Annotated in this window: 14 protein-coding genes; 5 read left to right on the forward strand and 9 right to left on the reverse strand. The window is 66.2% G+C overall.

Annotated elements, in window-relative coordinates; all coding sequences use genetic code 11:
* From rimM to ffh, 3 genes are all read right to left on the reverse strand, one after another.
* Nucleotides 1–567: a ribosome maturation factor RimM gene (gene rimM, locus BLT16_RS13095; protein ID WP_089658958.1), complete on the reverse strand. Its 567-nt coding sequence runs from the start codon at nucleotides 565–567 to the stop codon at nucleotides 1–3.
* 5 nt (nucleotides 568–572) lie between these two features.
* Nucleotides 573–821, reverse strand: a complete 249-nt coding sequence (gene rpsP, locus BLT16_RS13100) for a 30S ribosomal protein S16 (protein WP_076746240.1) — start codon at nucleotides 819–821, stop codon at nucleotides 573–575.
* 157 nt (nucleotides 822–978) lie between these two features.
* Nucleotides 979–2412, reverse strand: coding sequence for a signal recognition particle protein (gene ffh / locus BLT16_RS13105; protein ID WP_089658959.1), 1434 nt, complete (start codon nucleotides 2410–2412; stop codon nucleotides 979–981).
* A 166-nt stretch (nucleotides 2413–2578) separates the two neighbouring features.
* Between ffh and BLT16_RS13110 the strand changes: the two genes are divergently transcribed.
* The gene (locus BLT16_RS13110; RefSeq protein ID WP_089658960.1) at nucleotides 2579–3379 is read left to right on the forward strand and encodes a cytochrome C assembly family protein; all 801 of its coding nucleotides are present in this window, start codon (nucleotides 2579–2581) and stop codon (nucleotides 3377–3379) included.
* Nucleotides 3380–3458: 79 nt separating this feature from the next.
* Nucleotides 3459–4742 (forward strand): HlyC/CorC family transporter, encoded by a 1284-nt coding sequence (locus tag BLT16_RS13115; RefSeq protein ID WP_089658961.1) that lies wholly within the window; start codon nucleotides 3459–3461, stop codon nucleotides 4740–4742.
* Between the two features lie 6 nt (nucleotides 4743–4748).
* Here the strand turns inward: BLT16_RS13115 and BLT16_RS13120 are convergent, their stop codons facing one another.
* On the reverse strand, nucleotides 4749–6653 hold the full coding sequence (locus tag BLT16_RS13120) for an MFS transporter (protein ID WP_245701651.1): 1905 nt from the start codon (nucleotides 6651–6653) through the stop codon (nucleotides 4749–4751).
* The gene (locus BLT16_RS13125) at nucleotides 6650–7264 is read right to left on the reverse strand and encodes a TetR/AcrR family transcriptional regulator (RefSeq protein WP_089658962.1); all 615 of its coding nucleotides are present in this window, start codon (nucleotides 7262–7264) and stop codon (nucleotides 6650–6652) included. The genes BLT16_RS13120 and BLT16_RS13125 overlap by 4 nt, the downstream gene beginning before the upstream one ends.
* Nucleotides 7265–7415: 151 nt before the next feature.
* Here BLT16_RS13125 and BLT16_RS13130 point away from each other — a divergent pair, with 151 nt between their 5' ends.
* Together BLT16_RS13130 and BLT16_RS13135 are read left to right on the forward strand one after the other, a co-directional pair.
* Complete coding sequence (locus BLT16_RS13130) at nucleotides 7416–8105, forward strand: SOS response-associated peptidase (protein ID WP_089658963.1); 690 nt, start codon at nucleotides 7416–7418, stop codon at nucleotides 8103–8105.
* Nucleotides 8105–10975 (forward strand): insulinase family protein, encoded by a 2871-nt coding sequence (locus BLT16_RS13135; protein WP_089658964.1) that lies wholly within the window; start codon nucleotides 8105–8107, stop codon nucleotides 10973–10975. Before BLT16_RS13130 ends, BLT16_RS13135 begins: the two co-directional genes overlap by 1 nt.
* A gap of 78 nt (nucleotides 10976–11053) precedes the next feature.
* Here BLT16_RS13135 and sbcB read toward each other — a convergent pair whose 3' ends face one another.
* The 4 genes from sbcB to minC all read right to left on the reverse strand — a co-directional run bounded on the left by sbcB (nucleotide 11054) and on the right by minC (nucleotide 14432).
* Complete coding sequence (sbcB, locus tag BLT16_RS13140; protein WP_089658965.1) at nucleotides 11054–12514, reverse strand: exodeoxyribonuclease I; 1461 nt, start codon at nucleotides 12512–12514, stop codon at nucleotides 11054–11056.
* Nucleotides 12515–12597: 83 nt separating this feature from the next.
* Nucleotides 12598–12849 carry a cell division topological specificity factor MinE gene (gene minE, locus BLT16_RS13145; protein WP_076746231.1) on the reverse strand — a complete coding sequence of 84 codons (252 nt, stop codon included), beginning with the start codon at nucleotides 12847–12849 and terminating at the stop codon, nucleotides 12598–12600.
* A complete protein-coding gene (gene minD / locus BLT16_RS13150; RefSeq protein ID WP_089658966.1) occupies nucleotides 12846–13664 on the reverse strand; it encodes a septum site-determining protein MinD in 819 nt (272 codons plus the stop codon). Before minD ends, minE begins: the two co-directional genes overlap by 4 nt.
* Nucleotides 13665–13703: 39 nt before the next feature.
* Nucleotides 13704–14432 carry a septum site-determining protein MinC gene (minC, locus tag BLT16_RS13155; protein ID WP_089658967.1) on the reverse strand — a complete coding sequence of 243 codons (729 nt, stop codon included), beginning with the start codon at nucleotides 14430–14432 and terminating at the stop codon, nucleotides 13704–13706.
* 233 nt (nucleotides 14433–14665) lie between these two features.
* Between minC and BLT16_RS13160 the strand changes: the two genes are divergently transcribed.
* Nucleotides 14666–17437 carry a DUF349 domain-containing protein gene (locus tag BLT16_RS13160; protein ID WP_089658968.1) on the forward strand — a complete coding sequence of 924 codons (2772 nt, stop codon included), beginning with the start codon at nucleotides 14666–14668 and terminating at the stop codon, nucleotides 17435–17437.
* The last annotated feature ends 19 nt before the right edge of the window (nucleotides 17438–17456 follow it).

Raw genomic sequence — 17456 nt, forward strand, 5'->3', positions numbered from 1 at the left:
CTAGAAGTCGGGATCCCAGTCCACCGTCATACGACCGGCGTCGAGATCCACCTCGCGCACCACCTGGTCGGGCAAGAACGGCAGCAGCCGCTCTTTGTCGTCGACGGCCTCAGCGTCGCCCCTGACCACCAGCACGTCGTTGGCGCCGGTCTCGAACAGGTAGCTGACGCGGCCCAGATCGACGTCATCGCGGGTGATCACCCGCAGGCCTTCCAACTGATGCCAGTAATACTCACCCGGCGCGAGACGCGGCAGGGCATCCTTGGGCAGCAGTATCTCCGCCCCGGCCCACTGCTCGGCCAACTCGCGCGACGTCACCCCTTCGAGACTGGCGACCAGGCCCTTGCCTTGACGCCGCCCCTGGCTAAGGCGCCGGGTGACGGTCGTACCGTCCAGGCGCAGCTGCCACTCGGGGTAGTCGAGAATGCCGTCTATCGGGCTGGTGTACGAATACACCTTCAGCCAGCCCTTGACCCCGTAGGGGCTGGTCAGCTTGCCCAGCACCACGTGCCGGTCGTCGCTGTCCTGCTCGGGGCTAGCCGCTTGCTCACTCACGAAATCACGCATCAGGCTCAGGCCTGCTTGCGGGCTTCCTTGAGGAGTTCGGCGACGCGGTCGGAGACCTGGGCTCCCTGGCTCTGCCAGTGAGTCACGCGGTCGAGGTCGACGCGCAGGCGCTCTTCCTGGCCACGGGCCACCGGGTTGAAGAAGCCGACGCGCTCGATGAAGCGGCCGTCACGAGACTTGCGCGAGTCGCTTACAGTCAGGTGATAGAAGGGACGCTTCTTGGCGCCACCACGTGCCAGACGAATGGTAACCATTGCGTTAACAGTCCTTCGGTTGGAGTTGCTGAAATGTCATTTGCTCACTGCTGCTCTGCCGGCGGACCGCGGATAGTCGCGCGGTCCTGCCACGAAGACGCAGCATTCTACGGAAAACGACCTCGATTGGAAACCTTTTTCCATCTCGGCCGAACGCTCAGCGCCGCGGGAAGCCGCCGGGACCGCCCATACCGCCCGGGCCTCCCATGCCACCGCCCATCGGGCCGCCGGGACCACCCGGGCCACCGCCGCCCATCATGCCGGACATGCCGCGCATCATCTTCTGCATGCCGCCCTTCTTGCCGGCCTTCTTCATCATCTTCTGCATCTGCTTGTGCTGCTTGAGCAGGCGGTTGAGATCCGGCACCTGCAGGCCGGCACCGGCGGCGATGCGGCGCTTGCGCGAGCCGTTGATGATCTCCGGCTTGTGGCGCTCCTTGGGCGTCATTGAGTTGATCAGCGCCTCGAGCTTGCCAAGTTCCTTCTCCGGCCCGGGACCCTGGGCCATCTCGGCCATCTGCCCCATGCCCGGCAGCTTGCCCATCAGGCCGCCCATGCCCCCCATCTTCTTGAGCTGCTGAAGCTGATCGCGGAAATCCTCGAGGTCGAAACCGTCGCCCTTTTTGACCTTCTTGGCCAGCTTATCGGCCTTGGCCTTGTCGACGGTACGCTCGGCCTCTTCGATCAGCGACAGCATGTCGCCCATGCCGAGGATCCGCGACGCTACCCGGTCGGGGTGGAAGGGCTCGAGGGCATCGACCTTCTCGCCCATGCCCATGAACTTGATCGGCTTGCCGGTCACATGGCGCACCGACAGCGCCGCGCCACCCCGCGCGTCACCGTCGGCCTTGGTCAGGATCACCCCGGTAAGCGGCAGCGCCTCATGAAACGCCTTGGCGGTGTTGGCCGCGTCCTGCCCGGTCATGGCGTCGACCACGAACAGGGTTTCCTGGGGCGACAACGCCTTATGCAGCGCCTGGATCTCGGCCATCATCGCGTCGTCAATGGCGAGACGGCCGGCGGTGTCGACCAGCACCACGTCGTGGAACTGGATCTTGGCGTGCTTGATCGCCGCCGCGGCAATATCCACCGGCTTCTGATCGCTGCGCGACGGGAAGAATTCGACCCCAACCTCGGCCGCCAGGGTCTCGAGCTGGTCGATGGCTGCCGGGCGATAGACGTCGGCGGAGACCACCAGCACTTTTTTCTTTTCGCGCTCCCTGAGGTAGCGCGCCAGCTTGGCCACCGAGGTGGTCTTGCCCGCGCCCTGCAAGCCGGCCATCAGCACCACCGCCGGCGAGCCCTTGAGGCTCAGCGCCTCGTTGGCCTCGCCCATGACCGCCTCGAGCTCCTGCTGGACGATCTTGACGAACTGCTGCCCCGGCGACAGGCTCTTGGAAACCTCCTGGCCCACCGCCCGCTCGCGCACCCGATCGATGAAGGCCTTGACCACCGGCAGTGCGACGTCGGCCTCGAGGAGTGCCCGGCGCACCTCGCGCAGGGTGTCTTTGATGTTGTCTTCGGTCAGCTTGGCGTGACCGCTGATGGACTTGAGCGTCTTCGATAGACGCTCCGATAGATTCTCGAACATGATGCCTCTCCGGCAATGAGCCTTGGCGTTGGGCGACGATTATACGCACAACCCGGGTCAGTCTCCATGGCGCTGGCTGGGCGGCATCGCATGGATTGGGTATAGTAGTGGCTCGGGTCTCATTTCCAGCCAACAGCCGACCTCGACGGCGCATGGACAGCTACCGATGCAGGCGCTCCCTTTTGCCCTTTTAGCCATGATCCTCTACCTCGGCGCGGCCTCCTGGCAGGGGCTGGCGCTGGTGCGCCGCGTACCGCCGCGGCCAGCGCTGGTGCGTGGCATCGGAATGGCAGCGCTGCTTTGTCACGCCCTGGTGATCGTGGCCATGATGCGCGAGGCCGACGGCCTGTGGCTTGGGCTCTCGTCCAGCGCGGCGGTACTCAGTGCAGTGATCACCGCGGTGCTGCTGGGCGGCAGCCTGGTCAAGCCAATCATCAACGTCGCCACCGCGCTGTTCCCGCTGGCCGCCGCCAGCCTGCTGCTGGCCGTCGGGCTGCCCGCCCCGGCTCGCGACAGCGGCCTGACCCCGGGCATCGCCCTGCATGTGATCAGCTCGACGCTGGCCTTTGCGCTGCTAGCCATCGCCGCGGTGCAAGCCGTGCTGGTGGGATTGCAGAACCAGGCCCTGCGCCATCATCACATCCGCGGCCTGGTCCAGGCACTCCCCCCGCTGACCACCATGGAGCGGGTGCTGTTCGAGCTGATCTGGGCCGGCATGCTGCTGCTCACCCTGTCGATCGCCAGCGGCTTCGTGTTCCTCGACAACCTGTTCGCCCAGCACCTGGCGCACAAGACCATCCTGTCACTGGCCGCCTGGGTGCTGTTCGCGATCCTGCTTGCCGGCCGCCACTTCCGCGGCTGGCGGGGGCTGCGCGCGGTGCGCTGGACCCTCGGCGGCACCGCCCTGCTGCTGCTCGCCTACTTCGGCAGCAAGTTCGTGCTCGAGATCGTCTTCCAGCGCGGCTGAGCCACGACCGACGCGCCTTGACAGTGCGTCGCCGAATCCCTACAAACGAGCCTGATATGCCATTGAGGACTCACCCAACTTGAGCGACGACTTCCCGCTGGGCCTGCTGTTCGGCCTGCTGTTTCTCCTTATCTGTCTGTCGGCGTTCTTCTCCAGTTCCGAAACCGGCATGATGTCGATCAACCGCTACCGTCTGAGCCATCAGGCCGGCAGCGGTGAGCGTGCGGCCAAGCGGGTGATGCGCCTGCTGGCCAGGCCCGACCGCCTGATCGGCGTGATCCTGATCGGCAACAACCTGGTCAATAACCTTGCCGCGGCGATCGCCACGGTGCTCGCCATCCACTTTCTGGGCGATGTCACCGGCCCAGCAGTGGCGCCGTTGGTGCTGACCATCGTGATCCTGATCTTCGCCGAGGTCACGCCCAAGACCTACGCCGCGGTAAAACCCGAGCGCATCGCCTACCCCGCCTCGGTGATTCTCGAACCGCTGCTAAAGCTGCTCTACCCGCTGGTATGGTTGGTCAATGCCATCTCCAACGGCCTGCTCAAGCTGATCGGCGTCAAGAGCATCGACGGTGGCGCCGATAACCTGACCCGAGATGAACTACGCACCGTGGTACATGAGGCCGGCACCCTGATCCCCCACCGCCACCAGGCCATGCTGCTGTCGATCCTCGACCTCGAGAACGTCACCGTGAACGACATCATGGTGCCCAGACACGAAGTGGTGGGCATTGATCTCGAAGACGATCTGGAGAGCATTCTGGCGCAGATCCGCACCAGCCAACACACCCGTATCCCGGTCTTCAAAGGCGATATCAACAACATCATCGGCATGCTCCACCTGCGCAATGCGGCGCGCTTCCTGTCCAAGCACGAAGTCACCAAGGCCTCGATCGTGCAGGAGGCCCGTGAGCCCTACTTCATTCCAGAGTCGACGCCGCTGCACACCCAGCTGCTCAACTTTCAGCAGCAGAAGCGGCGCATTGGCATCGTGGTCGACGAGTATGGCGACGTGGAGGGCCTGGTAACGCTGGAGGACATCCTCGAGGAGATCGTCGGTGAATTCACCACCGACGTGGCAGGGATGCATCAGGAGATCCATCTGCAGGACGACGGCAGCTATGTGATCGAGGGCACTGCCAACATTCGCGAGATCAACAAGTCGCTCGGCTGGCAGCTCCCCACCGACGGCCCCAAGACCCTCAACGGCCTGATTCTGGAGCATCTCGAGTCGTTCCCCGACGGCCCTGCGTCGCTGCAAGTCGGCACCACCCGCATGGAGATCCTGCAGGTCAAGGACAAGCTGATCACCTCGGCACGCTGCTGGCAGCATAGCCGCCGGGCACCGCGCCGCAGCTGAACCGGCTTACGCTTCGCTGCGTGCCGCTGGCGCGGGCAGCGCCCAGCCGTCGGCCTCGGCCTTGAGCTCACGCACCCGCACCTCGAGCATCGCACAGCGCGCCTCCTGCGGCGACAGCGGCTCGCCGAAGTAGAGCGCCACCCGCGCCCGTATGCGGCGCGGCCACTTGGTCAGTGCACGCCCGCCCTGATGCGAGGTCCAGGAGCCCCACAGTCCAGCCAGGCCGGCCGGTACCACCGGCACCGGGTCACGCGCCAGGATGATATCCAGCCCGCGCCGAAAACGATGGATGTCGCCGTCAGGGGTCAGCCGACCTTCAGGGAACAGCATCACCACCTCACCGTGACGCAGCGCATGACTGACCTCGTCCAGCGCCCGGCGCACGCTCCCCGGGTCGCGGCGGTCGGCATCCACCGGAATCGCCCCGACGATGCGGAACCACCAGTTGAGCCACGGCGACTCGTAGATTGGCCGATCCATCAGGAAGCGCAGCGGCCGCGGGCTGGCGCCGCCGATCACCAGCGCATCCATGAAGCTGACATGATTGCACACTACCAGCGCCGCCCCACGCGCCGGGATATGATGACGGCCGCGGAACTTGAGCCGATAGATCAGATGCACCAGGGCAAAGATCAACAGCCGCAGCAGCGGCCGCGGACCACGCACCAGCAGGCCCAGCCCGATCAGCAGCGCGATGCCGCCGAGACTCGCGACGAAGATCGGCAAGCCGACGTCGGCCACCCCCAGCATCAGCATGCCGAACAGGGCAGCGGCCAGCATCAGCAGCGCATTGAAGATATTGTTGGCGGCAATCATTCGCGCCCGGTGCTGCTCGCGACTGAGCATCTGGATCAGGGTGTAGAGTGGGACGATATAAAGTCCGCCTCCGATGCCCACCAGCCCCAGCGCAGCCAGCATGCGCCAGAACCCAAGCTGCAGCAGTAGCTCGCCCCAGGTCGCAGCAGATAGCGTCAACGGCGACGCGCCGGCCAGCCACAGGCCACCGCTCCCCATCAGCAGCGCTCCCAGCACCACCAACCCGAGCTCGAGACGGCCGGCAGAGAGTCGCGCGCACAACATCGCCCCGGCCCCTACACCCAGGGCGAAAGCCCCCAGCAGGAGATTGAAGGCCGATGCCTGCCCCCCCGCCACCTGACTGGCCCAGGCAGGCAACAGGGTCAGGTAACAGGTGCCCAGGAACCAGAACGCGCTGATCCCCAGCATCGCTGGCAGCAGCTGGCGCGCCCGCATGCTGTCGGCGAGCACCGCCCAGGTGGTGCTGAACGGGTGGCGCGGCACCTCCTCACTGGCTGACGACGGCGCCGGAGGGATCAACAGGCTGGCCGCCAGGCCGGTGACGGCCACGCCCACTAGCGCCAGCACCGCAACCGGCCTTGCCGCACTCGGTGGCAACGTCGCCACCAGGCCGGCCAACAGCGTGCCGGCGAGAATCGCCGCGAAGGTGCCAAAGCCCACCCAGGCATTACCGCGCACCAGCTCGGTAGGTGAGAGGTGTTGAGGCAGGATGGCGTATTTGACCGGCCCAAACAGCGCCGACTGCACCCCCATCAGCAGCAGCAGGCCATACAACAGCAAACGGCTCTCCCACCACACTACGGCCGCGGCGAGCAGCATGATGCCGAGCTCGAACAGCTTGAGACGCCGAATCAGCCGCTGCTTGTCGACACGATCGGCCAGAGCACCGCCCCAGGCAGAGAACAGCAGGAATGGCAGGATGAAGAGCCCCACGACCAGGTTGGTGGCCAGTCCCTGACGCGCCGGATCATCAGGCAGGGCGGCAAAGACCAGCACCAGCAGCAGCAGGGTACGCAGCAGGTTATCGTTGAGCGCCCCGAGGGCCTGGGTCCAGAACAGCGGGGCAAAGCGACGCTGGGTAATCAGTCGGCTCACGAGTCACTCGGCGGCTGCCGCAGACCGGCGAGGATGGTGGTCAGCAACTGATCGAGCAACTCACCGACTTCGAGCTGCTGGTCCTGCCAGTAGCCCAGGCGCTGATTGAGCCCCAGCTGCACCAAGCCGTGAACGCTACCCCACAGGGTACGTGCCAGGCGGCGCGCCTCGGCCTCACCCAGCGCCGGCTGGTACTCCTTGAGGGTCGCCTCGACGCGCACGAACAGCGCCTCGATCATGTCGCTCTGGCGCTGGTCGAGTTCGCCCTCCTCGGCCAGCGGGTAGTCGAACAGCAGCTGCCAGCGGTGGCGATCCTGCTGGGCGAACTGCCAGTAAGCCGTGGCCAACCCCTTGAGACGCGGTTCGGGACTGGCCGCCGCCAGCCCCTCAATAGCGAGTTTGAGGCGCCCCAGGGTTTCGACGTTGACGTGTTGCAACAGGTTACCGAAGCTGCCGTACAGCTTGAGCAACGTGCTCGGCGCACAGCCCACCTCGCGCGCCAGCGCGCGCAGCGACAACGTATGCACGGGGCGCTCCTGCAGCCAGGTATCGCATGCGGCCATGACCTGGGCATGCAGCGCTTCGGGCGCATGCTGTCTGGGACGAGCCATTGGCTTCCTCGCGAGTGAGTGCACTATTCGAACAGTGTTTCCGGACAGCATATCGATACCTGAGGCAAACGCAAGTCCGGCTTGGCCAGTGCCGCTTTCGCGTGCTGCCCGAGTTGGTTACCCTGTTGCCTCGTTACCGTCAGGAGCGCTAATGGCCGGCCGGCTCTACATTGCCCCGACGCTCGATCTCGAGCGCCTGCTGGGAGGAATCGAGACGCTCGACGCGCTACTCGCCAGCCCCAACCTTGCCCCACGCCGGCCGCTGTCGATGCTGCATCACGCCGCCGGCGGCCCTCGCCTAAGCAGCGCCTTCTGGGGGCTGACTCCCCCGTGGCTCAAGGTCCTCGCCCACGCCCCGCATTGCGCCCGCGCCGAGTCGCTCGACACCCGGGCGATGTTTCGCGAGGCCTTTGCGACACGGCGCTGCCTGGTGCCGGTCAGCGGCATCTACGTATGGAAGCCGCAGCCACGCATGAAGCAGCCCTTCCTGGTCACCCACCACCAGCGCCAGCCGCTGCTGCTGGCCGGCCTGTGGTGTCGCTACCACACCGCGCTGACCGAACACCATGACTCCTGCGCCCTGATCACCGTGGCCAGCAACGCGCTGCTGTCGCCGCTCAGCGAGCGCCTACCGGCAGTCATTGCACCGGAACAGGCGCGCCGCTGGCTCGACCCGACCACACCGCTCGACGAGGCGCGTGCGCTGTTGACGGTGGCCGATGTGGAACTGTTGGGCGCTTTTCCTGTATCAAGACGAGTCAATGATCCTTCACATCAGGACTGGGCCTGTGCTCACCCCACCGGCCCCATGCATCGCTGGACCACCGCACAGGAGACATGATGCGATTTTCGTCCTCTTCTTCCGCCTCGGGTGGCGCCCCGCGCCTACGCGGCTCAGTCGCCGGCAGCCTGCTAGGCGCGCCCCTGATCGCCTGGCTCATCGCCTCCCCTCTACAGGCAGACGATGCTGGGATCGCCGAGGTCGATACCCCGCACACGAGTCCCCACGACACCCGTGATTACCGCACCCTGAGCCTCGATAACGGGCTCAACGTCCTGCTGGTCAGCGACCCGGAGGCCGACAAGGCAGCCGCCTCGATGAACGTCAGCGTGGGCAGCGCCCAGGACCCCGAGGACCTCGCCGGTCTGGCCCACTTCGTCGAGCACATGCTGTTCCTGGGGACCGAGCCGTTCCCCGAGGCAGATGCTTACCAGAGCTACATCTCTCGCAACGGCGGCAGCCACAACGCCTTCACTGCGCCTGGCGATACCAACTACTTCTTCGATATCGAGCCCGATGCGCTGCCTGGCGCGCTGGACCGCTTCAGCCAGTTCTTCATCTCGCCGCTGTTCAATGCCGACCAGTTGGCCAGCGAGCGCAGCATCGTGCACTCCGAGTATCAGGCCAGGATACGCGACGAGGGCCGCCGCCAGCTCGACGTGGTCAACCAGCGGCTCAACCCTGACAACCCCACCACGCGCTTCGCGGTGGGCAGCCGCGAGACGCTGGCTGACCGTCCCGATGGCGAGCCGAGCCTGCGCGAGCGGGTCATCGACTTCTACGAGCAGTATTACGACGCCAACGTCATGAACCTGGCGCTGGTCGGTCCGCAGCCCCTCGACGAACTGGAGGAACTGGTTCAGGAGCGCTTCGTCGAGATCGCCGATCGCGGCCTAGCGCCACCGACCATCGAGGCGCCGCTAGTACTCGATGACAGCATGCCCCAGGCGCTGGAGATCCAGAGCCTGCGCGACAGCCGCGAGCTGCGCTTTCAGTTCCCCATCGATGACCCCCGCGACGAGTACCGCACCAAGCCCGCCGATTACCTGGCCAACCTGCTCGGCCATGAGGGCGATGGCAGCCTACTGGCGGTACTCCGCGACGCCGGCCTGGCCGACGGGCTGTCCGCTGGCGTCAGTCGCGGCGACGGCAATCAGGCGCTGTTCACGGTGACCGTCAGCCTCACCCCCAGCGGGGCAGAGTCCGTCGATATCATCCAGGCCAGCCTGTTCGAGACCATTGCACTGATCGGCGACGAGGGCCTGGACGAGTGGCGCTACGACGAGCAGGCTCGACTCGCCGAGCAGGAATTCACCTTTCAGCAGCACGGTGCGCCGCTGCGCAGCGCCATGCGTCTGTCCATGAACCTCGCCTACTATCCCAGCGAGGACGTGCACTACGCCGCCTACCGTATGGACGGCTTCGACGCCGAACGCATCAACGAGTACCTCGACGCGCTGCGTCCGGACAACCTGTTGCGCGTGTTTAGCGGTCCCGACGTCGAGGGGGATGAAGTCTCGCCCTGGTTCGATGCGCCCTACCGAGTCGAGCACCCCGCCGAATGGCGCGACGCCGAGCCGCTATCGGGCCTGGCGCTGCCCGACCCCAACCCCTTTATCGCCGAGGACCTGACCCTCCTGGAGGCCCAGGACGATGTGCCCTACGCCCTGATCGAGGGCGACAGCTTCTCGCTGTGGCATCAGGCCCATGCCGACTTCAACACGCCCAAGGTCGAGTGGCGCTTCAGCCTGCAGCACCCTCAAGCCACGCGCAGCGCGCGTGACGCGGCACTGACCCGGCTGCTGGCCGGCTGGCTCGACGACAGCCTCAACGAGGCCTTCTATCCGGCACGGCTTGCCGGTCAACGCTTCGAGTCCTATGCACACTCTCGCGGCATGACGCTGTCCTTCTCGGGCTGGCGCGATCGCCAGGAGTTGCTGATGCGCCAGGCACTGTCACAGCTGATCGAAGGCGAGATCCGCGACGCCGAGGTCGAACGGGTGCGCTATCGCCTCGAGCGTGAATGGCGCAACGCGCCGCAGGCGGCGTTGCACCAGCAGGCCTATCGCACCCTCGGCGAGGCGCTGATTCGTCCTCAGTGGTCGACCCCGGTGCTGCTCGAGGCGGTACGCGACCTCGAGGCCGACGACCTGCGCGACTTCCGCCGCCAGTTCCTCGACGAACTGCGCCTGGAGGCCATGGTGGTTGGCAACCTGCCCGCCGAACTCGCCGAGCGCGAGGCCCAGATGGTCGCCGACGCGCTACGTCCGCAGCTCAATGAAGGCGATATCCCACGGCTCGAGCCGCTGCGCGCCAGCGATCTGGCTCCGCTGCACCCCGACACTGCGCGCCAGGAGTCGCTGGTACTGCGCTACCTGCAGGGCCCCGACCGCAGCCTCGATAGCCAGGCCCGCCTGGCGGTACTGGCTCAGCTCATCGACACGCCGTTCTACACCCGGCTGCGCACCGAGGAACAGCTCGGCTACATCGTCAATGCCGGCTATTCGCCGCTGCTCGATGCTCCCGGCGTGGCCCTGGTAGTGCAGTCACCGGAGACCGATAGCGCCACCATCGGCGAGCGCATCGACGCTTTCCTCGACGACTTCGAGACGCGCCTAGAAACGCTCGAGGACGATGATATTGCCGCCTATCGCCAGTCAGTGCGAGACCGTCTGCTGACCCGCGACACTTCCCTTGGCGCGCTGACCAACCGCCAGTGGCAGGCACTGGCCTACGGCGACACCGATTTCGATCGCCGCGAGCGCCTGGCCGACAGGGTCATGCAGGTCAGTGCCGACGACCTGCGCGACACCTGGCCCAGCCTGCGCCACGATGCCGTGGTCGACGTGACCTTCGACCCCGGCGACGAGGCCAGCGACGTGGCCAGTGCCAGCGAAGCGCTGGAGCCGCTGCCACTGCCCGAGGACTGAGCAGACATCTCGCCCTGAACGCACTGCGCCCGGCCAACATGGCCGGGCGCAGTGTTTAGCCACAGCGGGAGACTATCGTCAGCCGAAGGCTTGGGGCGGTACGATTGATTCGACGTGCATCACCAGCTCTTCGAGAATCTGACGCTGACTGTCATCCAGCGACACCTGGTTGAGGCGCTCGATCTCGCGGGCGAAGCCGGCGAGGGTCAAGCCGCCGAGGCTGGCATCGTTCATTCGCGTCCAGCGGAACTCCTCCCAGCGAGCCTGCTCCTCGCTGGACAGGGTGTCGGGGTAGCTGCGTGCACGAAAGCGAAATAGCATCTCCTCGAGGCGCGGATCCTGGAAGGCGAAGGCGGTCTCGCTAAGCTCCCAGGGATCGGTGTCACGCACGCGCTGCATCTGCTGGCGGTCTGCCGGCGAGAAGAAGCCCCCCGAATACAGTATCAGGTCGGGATCCTGCGGTCCCTCGGGTGGCGGCTCGGCAAATACGGCCGCAGCCTTGCGCGCCGCCTCGGGGTGGGCGCATAACGCCTGCCAATGCTGCTCGCAGCGCGCGCGATCCAGCGACAGCCGCGCGGCCACGTCGGGGGTCACCGCCTTGATCGGTAACACCACCGGGCTCTTGTTGATCTGAATCACCTTGAGCGGAATGCGCGTCTCGCCCTCGGCCAGCTCGTCGGCACCGACAAAGACCCGTGCGCGGATCTCCTCCGCCGAGAGCGAGAACAGCGGCGCCGGGTCTTCGCCGAGGTCGTAGACGATCACCCCGTTGGGGTTGGTGGGGTGCTCGGCCAGCGGCATCACCAGCGCGCTGCAGCCGCGGCTCGCCGGGTAGCGCCGCGAGACGTGAAGCATCGGCTTGCGCGAGGGAATATCGAGCAGCCGGGCCACTTCGCGCTTGCTGCGCAGCTTCAGGAGATAGTCGAACAGCTGCGGATTGCGGGCCTTGAGCAGGCGCGCCATGGCGATGGTGGCGCGCACATCGGCCAGTGCGTCGTGAGCACCGGCGTGCTCGATGCCGTTAGCCGCGGTGAGGTGCTCGAGCTTGAAGCTTGGCGCACCGTCCTCGCGTTTAGGCCACTCGATGCCCTCGGGGCGCAGCGCGTGGAAAGCACGCACCGCATCGATCAGATCCCAGCGCGAATTACCGTTCTGCCACTCGCGGGCGTAGGGGTCGAGGAAATTGCGGTAGAACAGATGACGACTGACTTCGTCATCGAAGCGCAGGCTGTTGTAGCCCAGCGCACAGGTACCGGGCTCGCTCATCGCGGCATTGATGTGACCGGCGAACTCCGCCTCGGGCATGCCGCGGCGGCGCGCCTGCTGGGGTGTAATACCGGTGATCAGGCAGGCCTGGGGATGCGGCAGATAGTCGTCGGCAGGCTTGCAGTACCACATGAGCGGCTCGCCGATCTCATTGAACTCGGCATCGGTACGGATGGCAGCAAACTGGGAGGGACGATCACGCCGCGGATCGGCGCCAAAGGTCTCGTAATCGTGCCACAGAAAGCTCTGTGGCGCGGCAGGGGACTGCGCCATGGGAAAAGTGGTCTCTCTTCAGCGGGCCGGATGGCAAGCCTAGCACATCGCCGGGGCCTCGCTCAGCCACCCCGGCAGTCGGCTCAGCTGCGCGGCAGGGTGACGTTGAGCTCGAGCACCGAGCAGTCGTCGTCGCGGTCGAGGCTGATGTTGATAGCGTCCTGATCAACCTTGACGTAGCGCCGGATCACCTCGAGCAGCTCGCGCTCCAGCATCGGCATGTAGTCCGGCTGATCGCGCTGGCTGCGCTGGTGGGCGACGATGATCTGCAGGCGCTCCTTGGCAACGGATGCACTTTTCTTGCGCTCGCCCCTGAGAAAATCCAGTAGTTTCATCGGCGACCTCCTCCGAATACCCGGCTCAGCAGACTCTTCTTCTGGTACTCGTGGAAACGCAGCGGAACCTCTTCGCCGAGTAGTCGCGAGACCGTATCGGTATAGGCTTGCCCGGCATCGCTATTGGCATCGTGGGTGACCGGGATGCCCTGGTTGGAGGCACGCAGCACCGCCTCTGATTCGGGAATCAGGCCGATCAGGTTGATGGCCAGGATCTCGCGAATATCCTCGAGGTTGAGCATGTCGCCGTGATCGACCCGCGCCGGGTTGTAGCGGGTGATGAGCAGATGCTCCTTGATCGGGTCCTGGCTGCGTTCGGCGCGCCGAGTCTTCGAGGCCAACAGCCCCAGAATACGGTCGGAGTCGCGCACCGAGGATACCTCGGGATTGGTCACCACCACCGCTTCGTCGGCGAAATACATCGCCAACTGGGCGCCGCGCTCGATCCCCGCCGGCGAGTCGCAGAGAATGTAGTCGAAGTCCTCGGACAGGCTATCGAGCACCTTCTCTACGCCCTCGTTGGTCAGGGCGTCCTTGTCGCGGGTCTGGGAAGCCGGCAGGATGTGCAGGTTGTCGACCCGCTTGTCGCGGATCAGCGCCTGATTGAGTCCCGCCTCGCCCTGAATCACGTTGACCAGGTCGTAGACCACGCGTCGCTCACAGCCCATGATCAGGTCGAGGTTACGCAGGCCCACGTCGAAATCGATTACGACGGTTTTGTTGCCGCGCAGCGCCAAGCCCGTGGCGATGGCTGCTGCGCTGGTCGTCTTGCCGACCCCACCCTTGCCGGAGGTCACTACGATGATCTTGGCCAAGATAAGCTTCCTGTTGCTATAGGGGTGTCGTCGTCACGCTCACGCCAGACTGGCGATGGCCAGTTGATCGTCGCTGAGACGGACCTGCACCGCGCTGCCCAGCAGCCGCGGGTCGATGTCTTCCAGACGCTTGTAATTACCGGCCACCGAGAGCAGCTCGGCATGCAGCTCGCGGCAGAAGATGCCCGCCTGAGCATCGCCGTGAATGCCGGCCAGGGCGCGACCACGCAGCGCGCCGTAAACGTGGACGTTACCTGCCGCCAGCACCTCGGCACCGGCATTTACCGCACCGATCACCACCAGGTCGCCGTCGGGCGCGGTGAGCTGCTGCCCCGAGCGCACCGTGCCGCGATGAATACGGCCACCGCTGGCGGGCACCGGCTCATTGTCGGCGGCCGCTTCTGGCGCCGGCGTCGCGACGCTCTCGAGGTTGCGCGGCTTGATCTCCTGGGGAGGAAACCACCCCAAGCCCAGCGCCCAGGCCGACTGCTTGACCGGGTCGCTGCCGCCTCGCACCGCCACTGGCAGCAGCTTGTGAGCGCGGCAGACAGCACAGATGCGCTCCAGCGCCAGGTGTGGTTCATCGAGCTTCTCGACGCTGAGCACCACCGGGGTATGCTGGAAGAAGGCAGGTGACTGGCTGAGCTTGCCAGCCAGCTGTTCACGAATGCGCTCGGGATCGGCACTGGTCAGTTCCATGACCGTCATGGGCAGCATGCCGCCCTTGAAAGTAAAGGCTGTGCTGGCCCTGTCCACGTTCAGGCTCATGGCCGGACTCCACGTCGGATGATGACAGTAAAGCTAAGCGAGGGGCGTCGTCCCTGCAACTGATCATAAGACCAACCGAACGACTTGTCAGTGTCTCCAGCTGGCAACAGCCCCGCTGCCCAGACCTTTTCCACTGCCGCGTCACATGCTTAGATAGCAGGTTAGGCCTTCGCAGAAAACAACAACATCGCCGCTTTATAACAGGGATATGCGTCGTCATGCCAGGAAGCTTCATGTCAGGATGGTTTCGTCAGCTGTTCGCCCCGCGCTGGCAGCACCCCGATGCCGAGCGCCGCCAGCAGGCAGCCAGTCAACTCGACCCCCTTCAGCAGGAGGGTCGTGACGCCCTTGAGCGCCTCGCTCGGGACGACGATGCCCGGGTTCGCCAGGCGGCCCTGTCGCGCTTGGATGATATCGACTTGCTGGTGACGCTGTTCGATACCCACCCCAGCCCCGAGCTGCGCGCGCGGCTCGCCGCGCTGCTGGTCGGCGCTGCAGGGAACACGCCGCTGGACCGACGCGTGGATCATGTCGCGCAACTCGGCGACCAGCAGCTGCTTCAGGAGATTGCCCTACACGGCGACAACCAGCAGCTGCGCCTGGCCGCCGTAGCCGCCCTCCACGATGACGATGAAGACGCGCTGATCGTCCAGGCCTGCGAAAACGGCATCGCCGCGGTACGCCACGCCGCCGCGGCACGCGTGACCAGCGAGACCGGCCTCCAGCAGCTCAGCCGCCGAGCGCGTCGCGACAAGCAGGTCGCCCGGCTGGCACGCGAGCGGCTCAACGCAATGCGCGCCGATGCGGCTCAGCAGGCTGAGGCCGAGGCGGAGCGCGAGCGCATCCTCAGCGCCCTCGAGCAGCATGGCCATCACGCCTGGGAACCACTCTACGCCGGACGCTATCGCCACCTACAGCGCGAGTGGGAGGCGCTCAAGGACCTGCCCAGCGCCGAGCAGGAGCGCCGCTACCAGGATGCCTGCCTGCTGTGCCGCAAGACCCTCACCGACCATGACGCCCAGCAGCACGTCCATGCGGCTCTCGATCAGCGCCGCGAAGACGCCGACCAAACCCGCGAGGGCCTGCTCGAGGCCCTGGAAGAGACGCTCGAAGGCCTGCGCCGCGGCGAGCACCTGGCCGCCCAGGACATCGACAGTCTGCGCGCCCAGAAGCGCCTGCTGGCGACCCGCTGGCAGGCGCTGTCGGACCATCACGCCCCGGACGACACCCTGCGCCAGCGCTATGACCACGCCCTCGAAGAGTACGACCGAATCGGCCATGCCTGGGAGCGTTTCCGGGCTCGCGCCGCCGAACTCGACCAAGCCCTGACCGCCTGTGATCGCCAGGCACTGCAAACCCTCCTGACAGCCTGTGCCTGGCCAGACGACCTCCCCCCTACCAGCCTGCTAGCGCGTGCCCAACGCATCGCCGAACAGCAGCAAGCGCCGCGCAATGCACCCGATCCCGCCCAGTTCCAGCGCGAGGTGGATGAGCTTGGCGTGCTCCTCGAGCGCGGCGCGTTCAAGAGTGCCAGCCGCCTGCACCAACGCCTGCGTCAGCGCCTCGAGCAGCTACCCGACGATACGCGCCGCCAGCACCGGCCGACCCTCAAGCGACTCGGCGCACAGCTTGCGGAACTACGCGACTGGCGCGGCTTCGTCGCCGGTCCCAAGCGCGACCAGCTGTGCCAGGCCATTGCCGAGCTGGCCGAGGATACCCAGCTCAGCGAAGCCGCCCTCGACCGTCGCCATCGCCAGCTGGTCAAAGAGTGGGCATCGCTGGGTGATGCCGCCGCCGACCGGGAACTGTCAACGCATTTTCGCGCCTGCTCAGACCGCATCCATCAGCGCCTGGCACCGTGGCGAGCGTCGCTCGACGCCGAGCGCCAGCGTAACCTCGAGTCCCGTGAAGCGCTCTGCGAACAGCTCGAGGCGCTGCTCGACAAGCCCGATCCCGCGGCCGACCCCGATGCGCTGCGCGACATCCGCGACCGTGCCCGGGAGCAGTGGCGACGCTATTCGCCGGTGCCTCGCGACCGCGCCGAAGCCATCGGTCGCCGTTTCGGCCGCGTACGTCACGGGCTACAGGCACTGATCGACCAGCGCGCCCAGGCCATCGCTGCCGCCAAGCGCGAGCTGATCGACGCCGCCCAGGCACTGCTGGATGGCGATCAGCCCAGCCAGCGCCGAGCCGACCAGGCCAAGCACCTGCAGCAGCGCTGGCGCGCGCTGGGTCGCGCCCCAAAGGGCGAGGAGCAAACGCTATGGCGCGAGTTCCGCGACATCTGCGACCGCATCTTTGCCAGTCGTGAAGCGGAGCGCCACGACCGCGCTCAACGGGCCCAGCGTCAGCTCGATGCCATGCAGGCGCTGATCGACCGTCTCGACGGCTGGCAACCGACGTCCACCGCTGACGCCACCACCCTGGATACCGCCATCGCCGAAGCCGAAGCCCTTGAGCCACTGCCCGCCGGCCGGCGCAGCGACGGAATGCGGCGGCGCTGGTCGGGCATCGTCCGCGCCCGACGTGAGCGCTTGGCGCGGCTGGCGGTCTCGGAAGAAGTCAGTCGCTGGCAGTCACTGCAACCGCTACTGAATGCCCACCTAGCGGCCGATGCGGCAGCGCTTGACGGTCAGCCGGCCGCCGATGTCGCGGCCGATGACAGCCTTGGCGGCGACCTGCTTAGCGCCCATCGGTTGCGCAACGCCCGCCGCCGAGAACCACCGCCGGCCAGCGACATCGAGGAGTCACTGGCGCGTCTACGGGTGCACCTGGCGCTGTTGGCCGGCAGTCGCGTCGGCCAACAGGACGACCCGCTACGCCTGGCGATTCAGGTCGAGCGCCTAAACGAAGGACTCGGCCGCGAAATGAGCAAGGCCGAGGAGCTCCATGAGGTGTTGCGCGAGCTGTTTGCCACCGGACCGGTGGCCAGCGAGCTGTGGCAGCGTGAGGCCCAGGAGCTGGACGCCATCTTTACTCAGCTGCTGCGCCTGCCCCCACCCTGAAACGCAGAACGCGAGGCCT

Source organism: Franzmannia pantelleriensis, assembly GCF_900102875.1.
GTDB lineage: Bacteria > Pseudomonadota > Gammaproteobacteria > Pseudomonadales > Halomonadaceae > Franzmannia > Franzmannia pantelleriensis.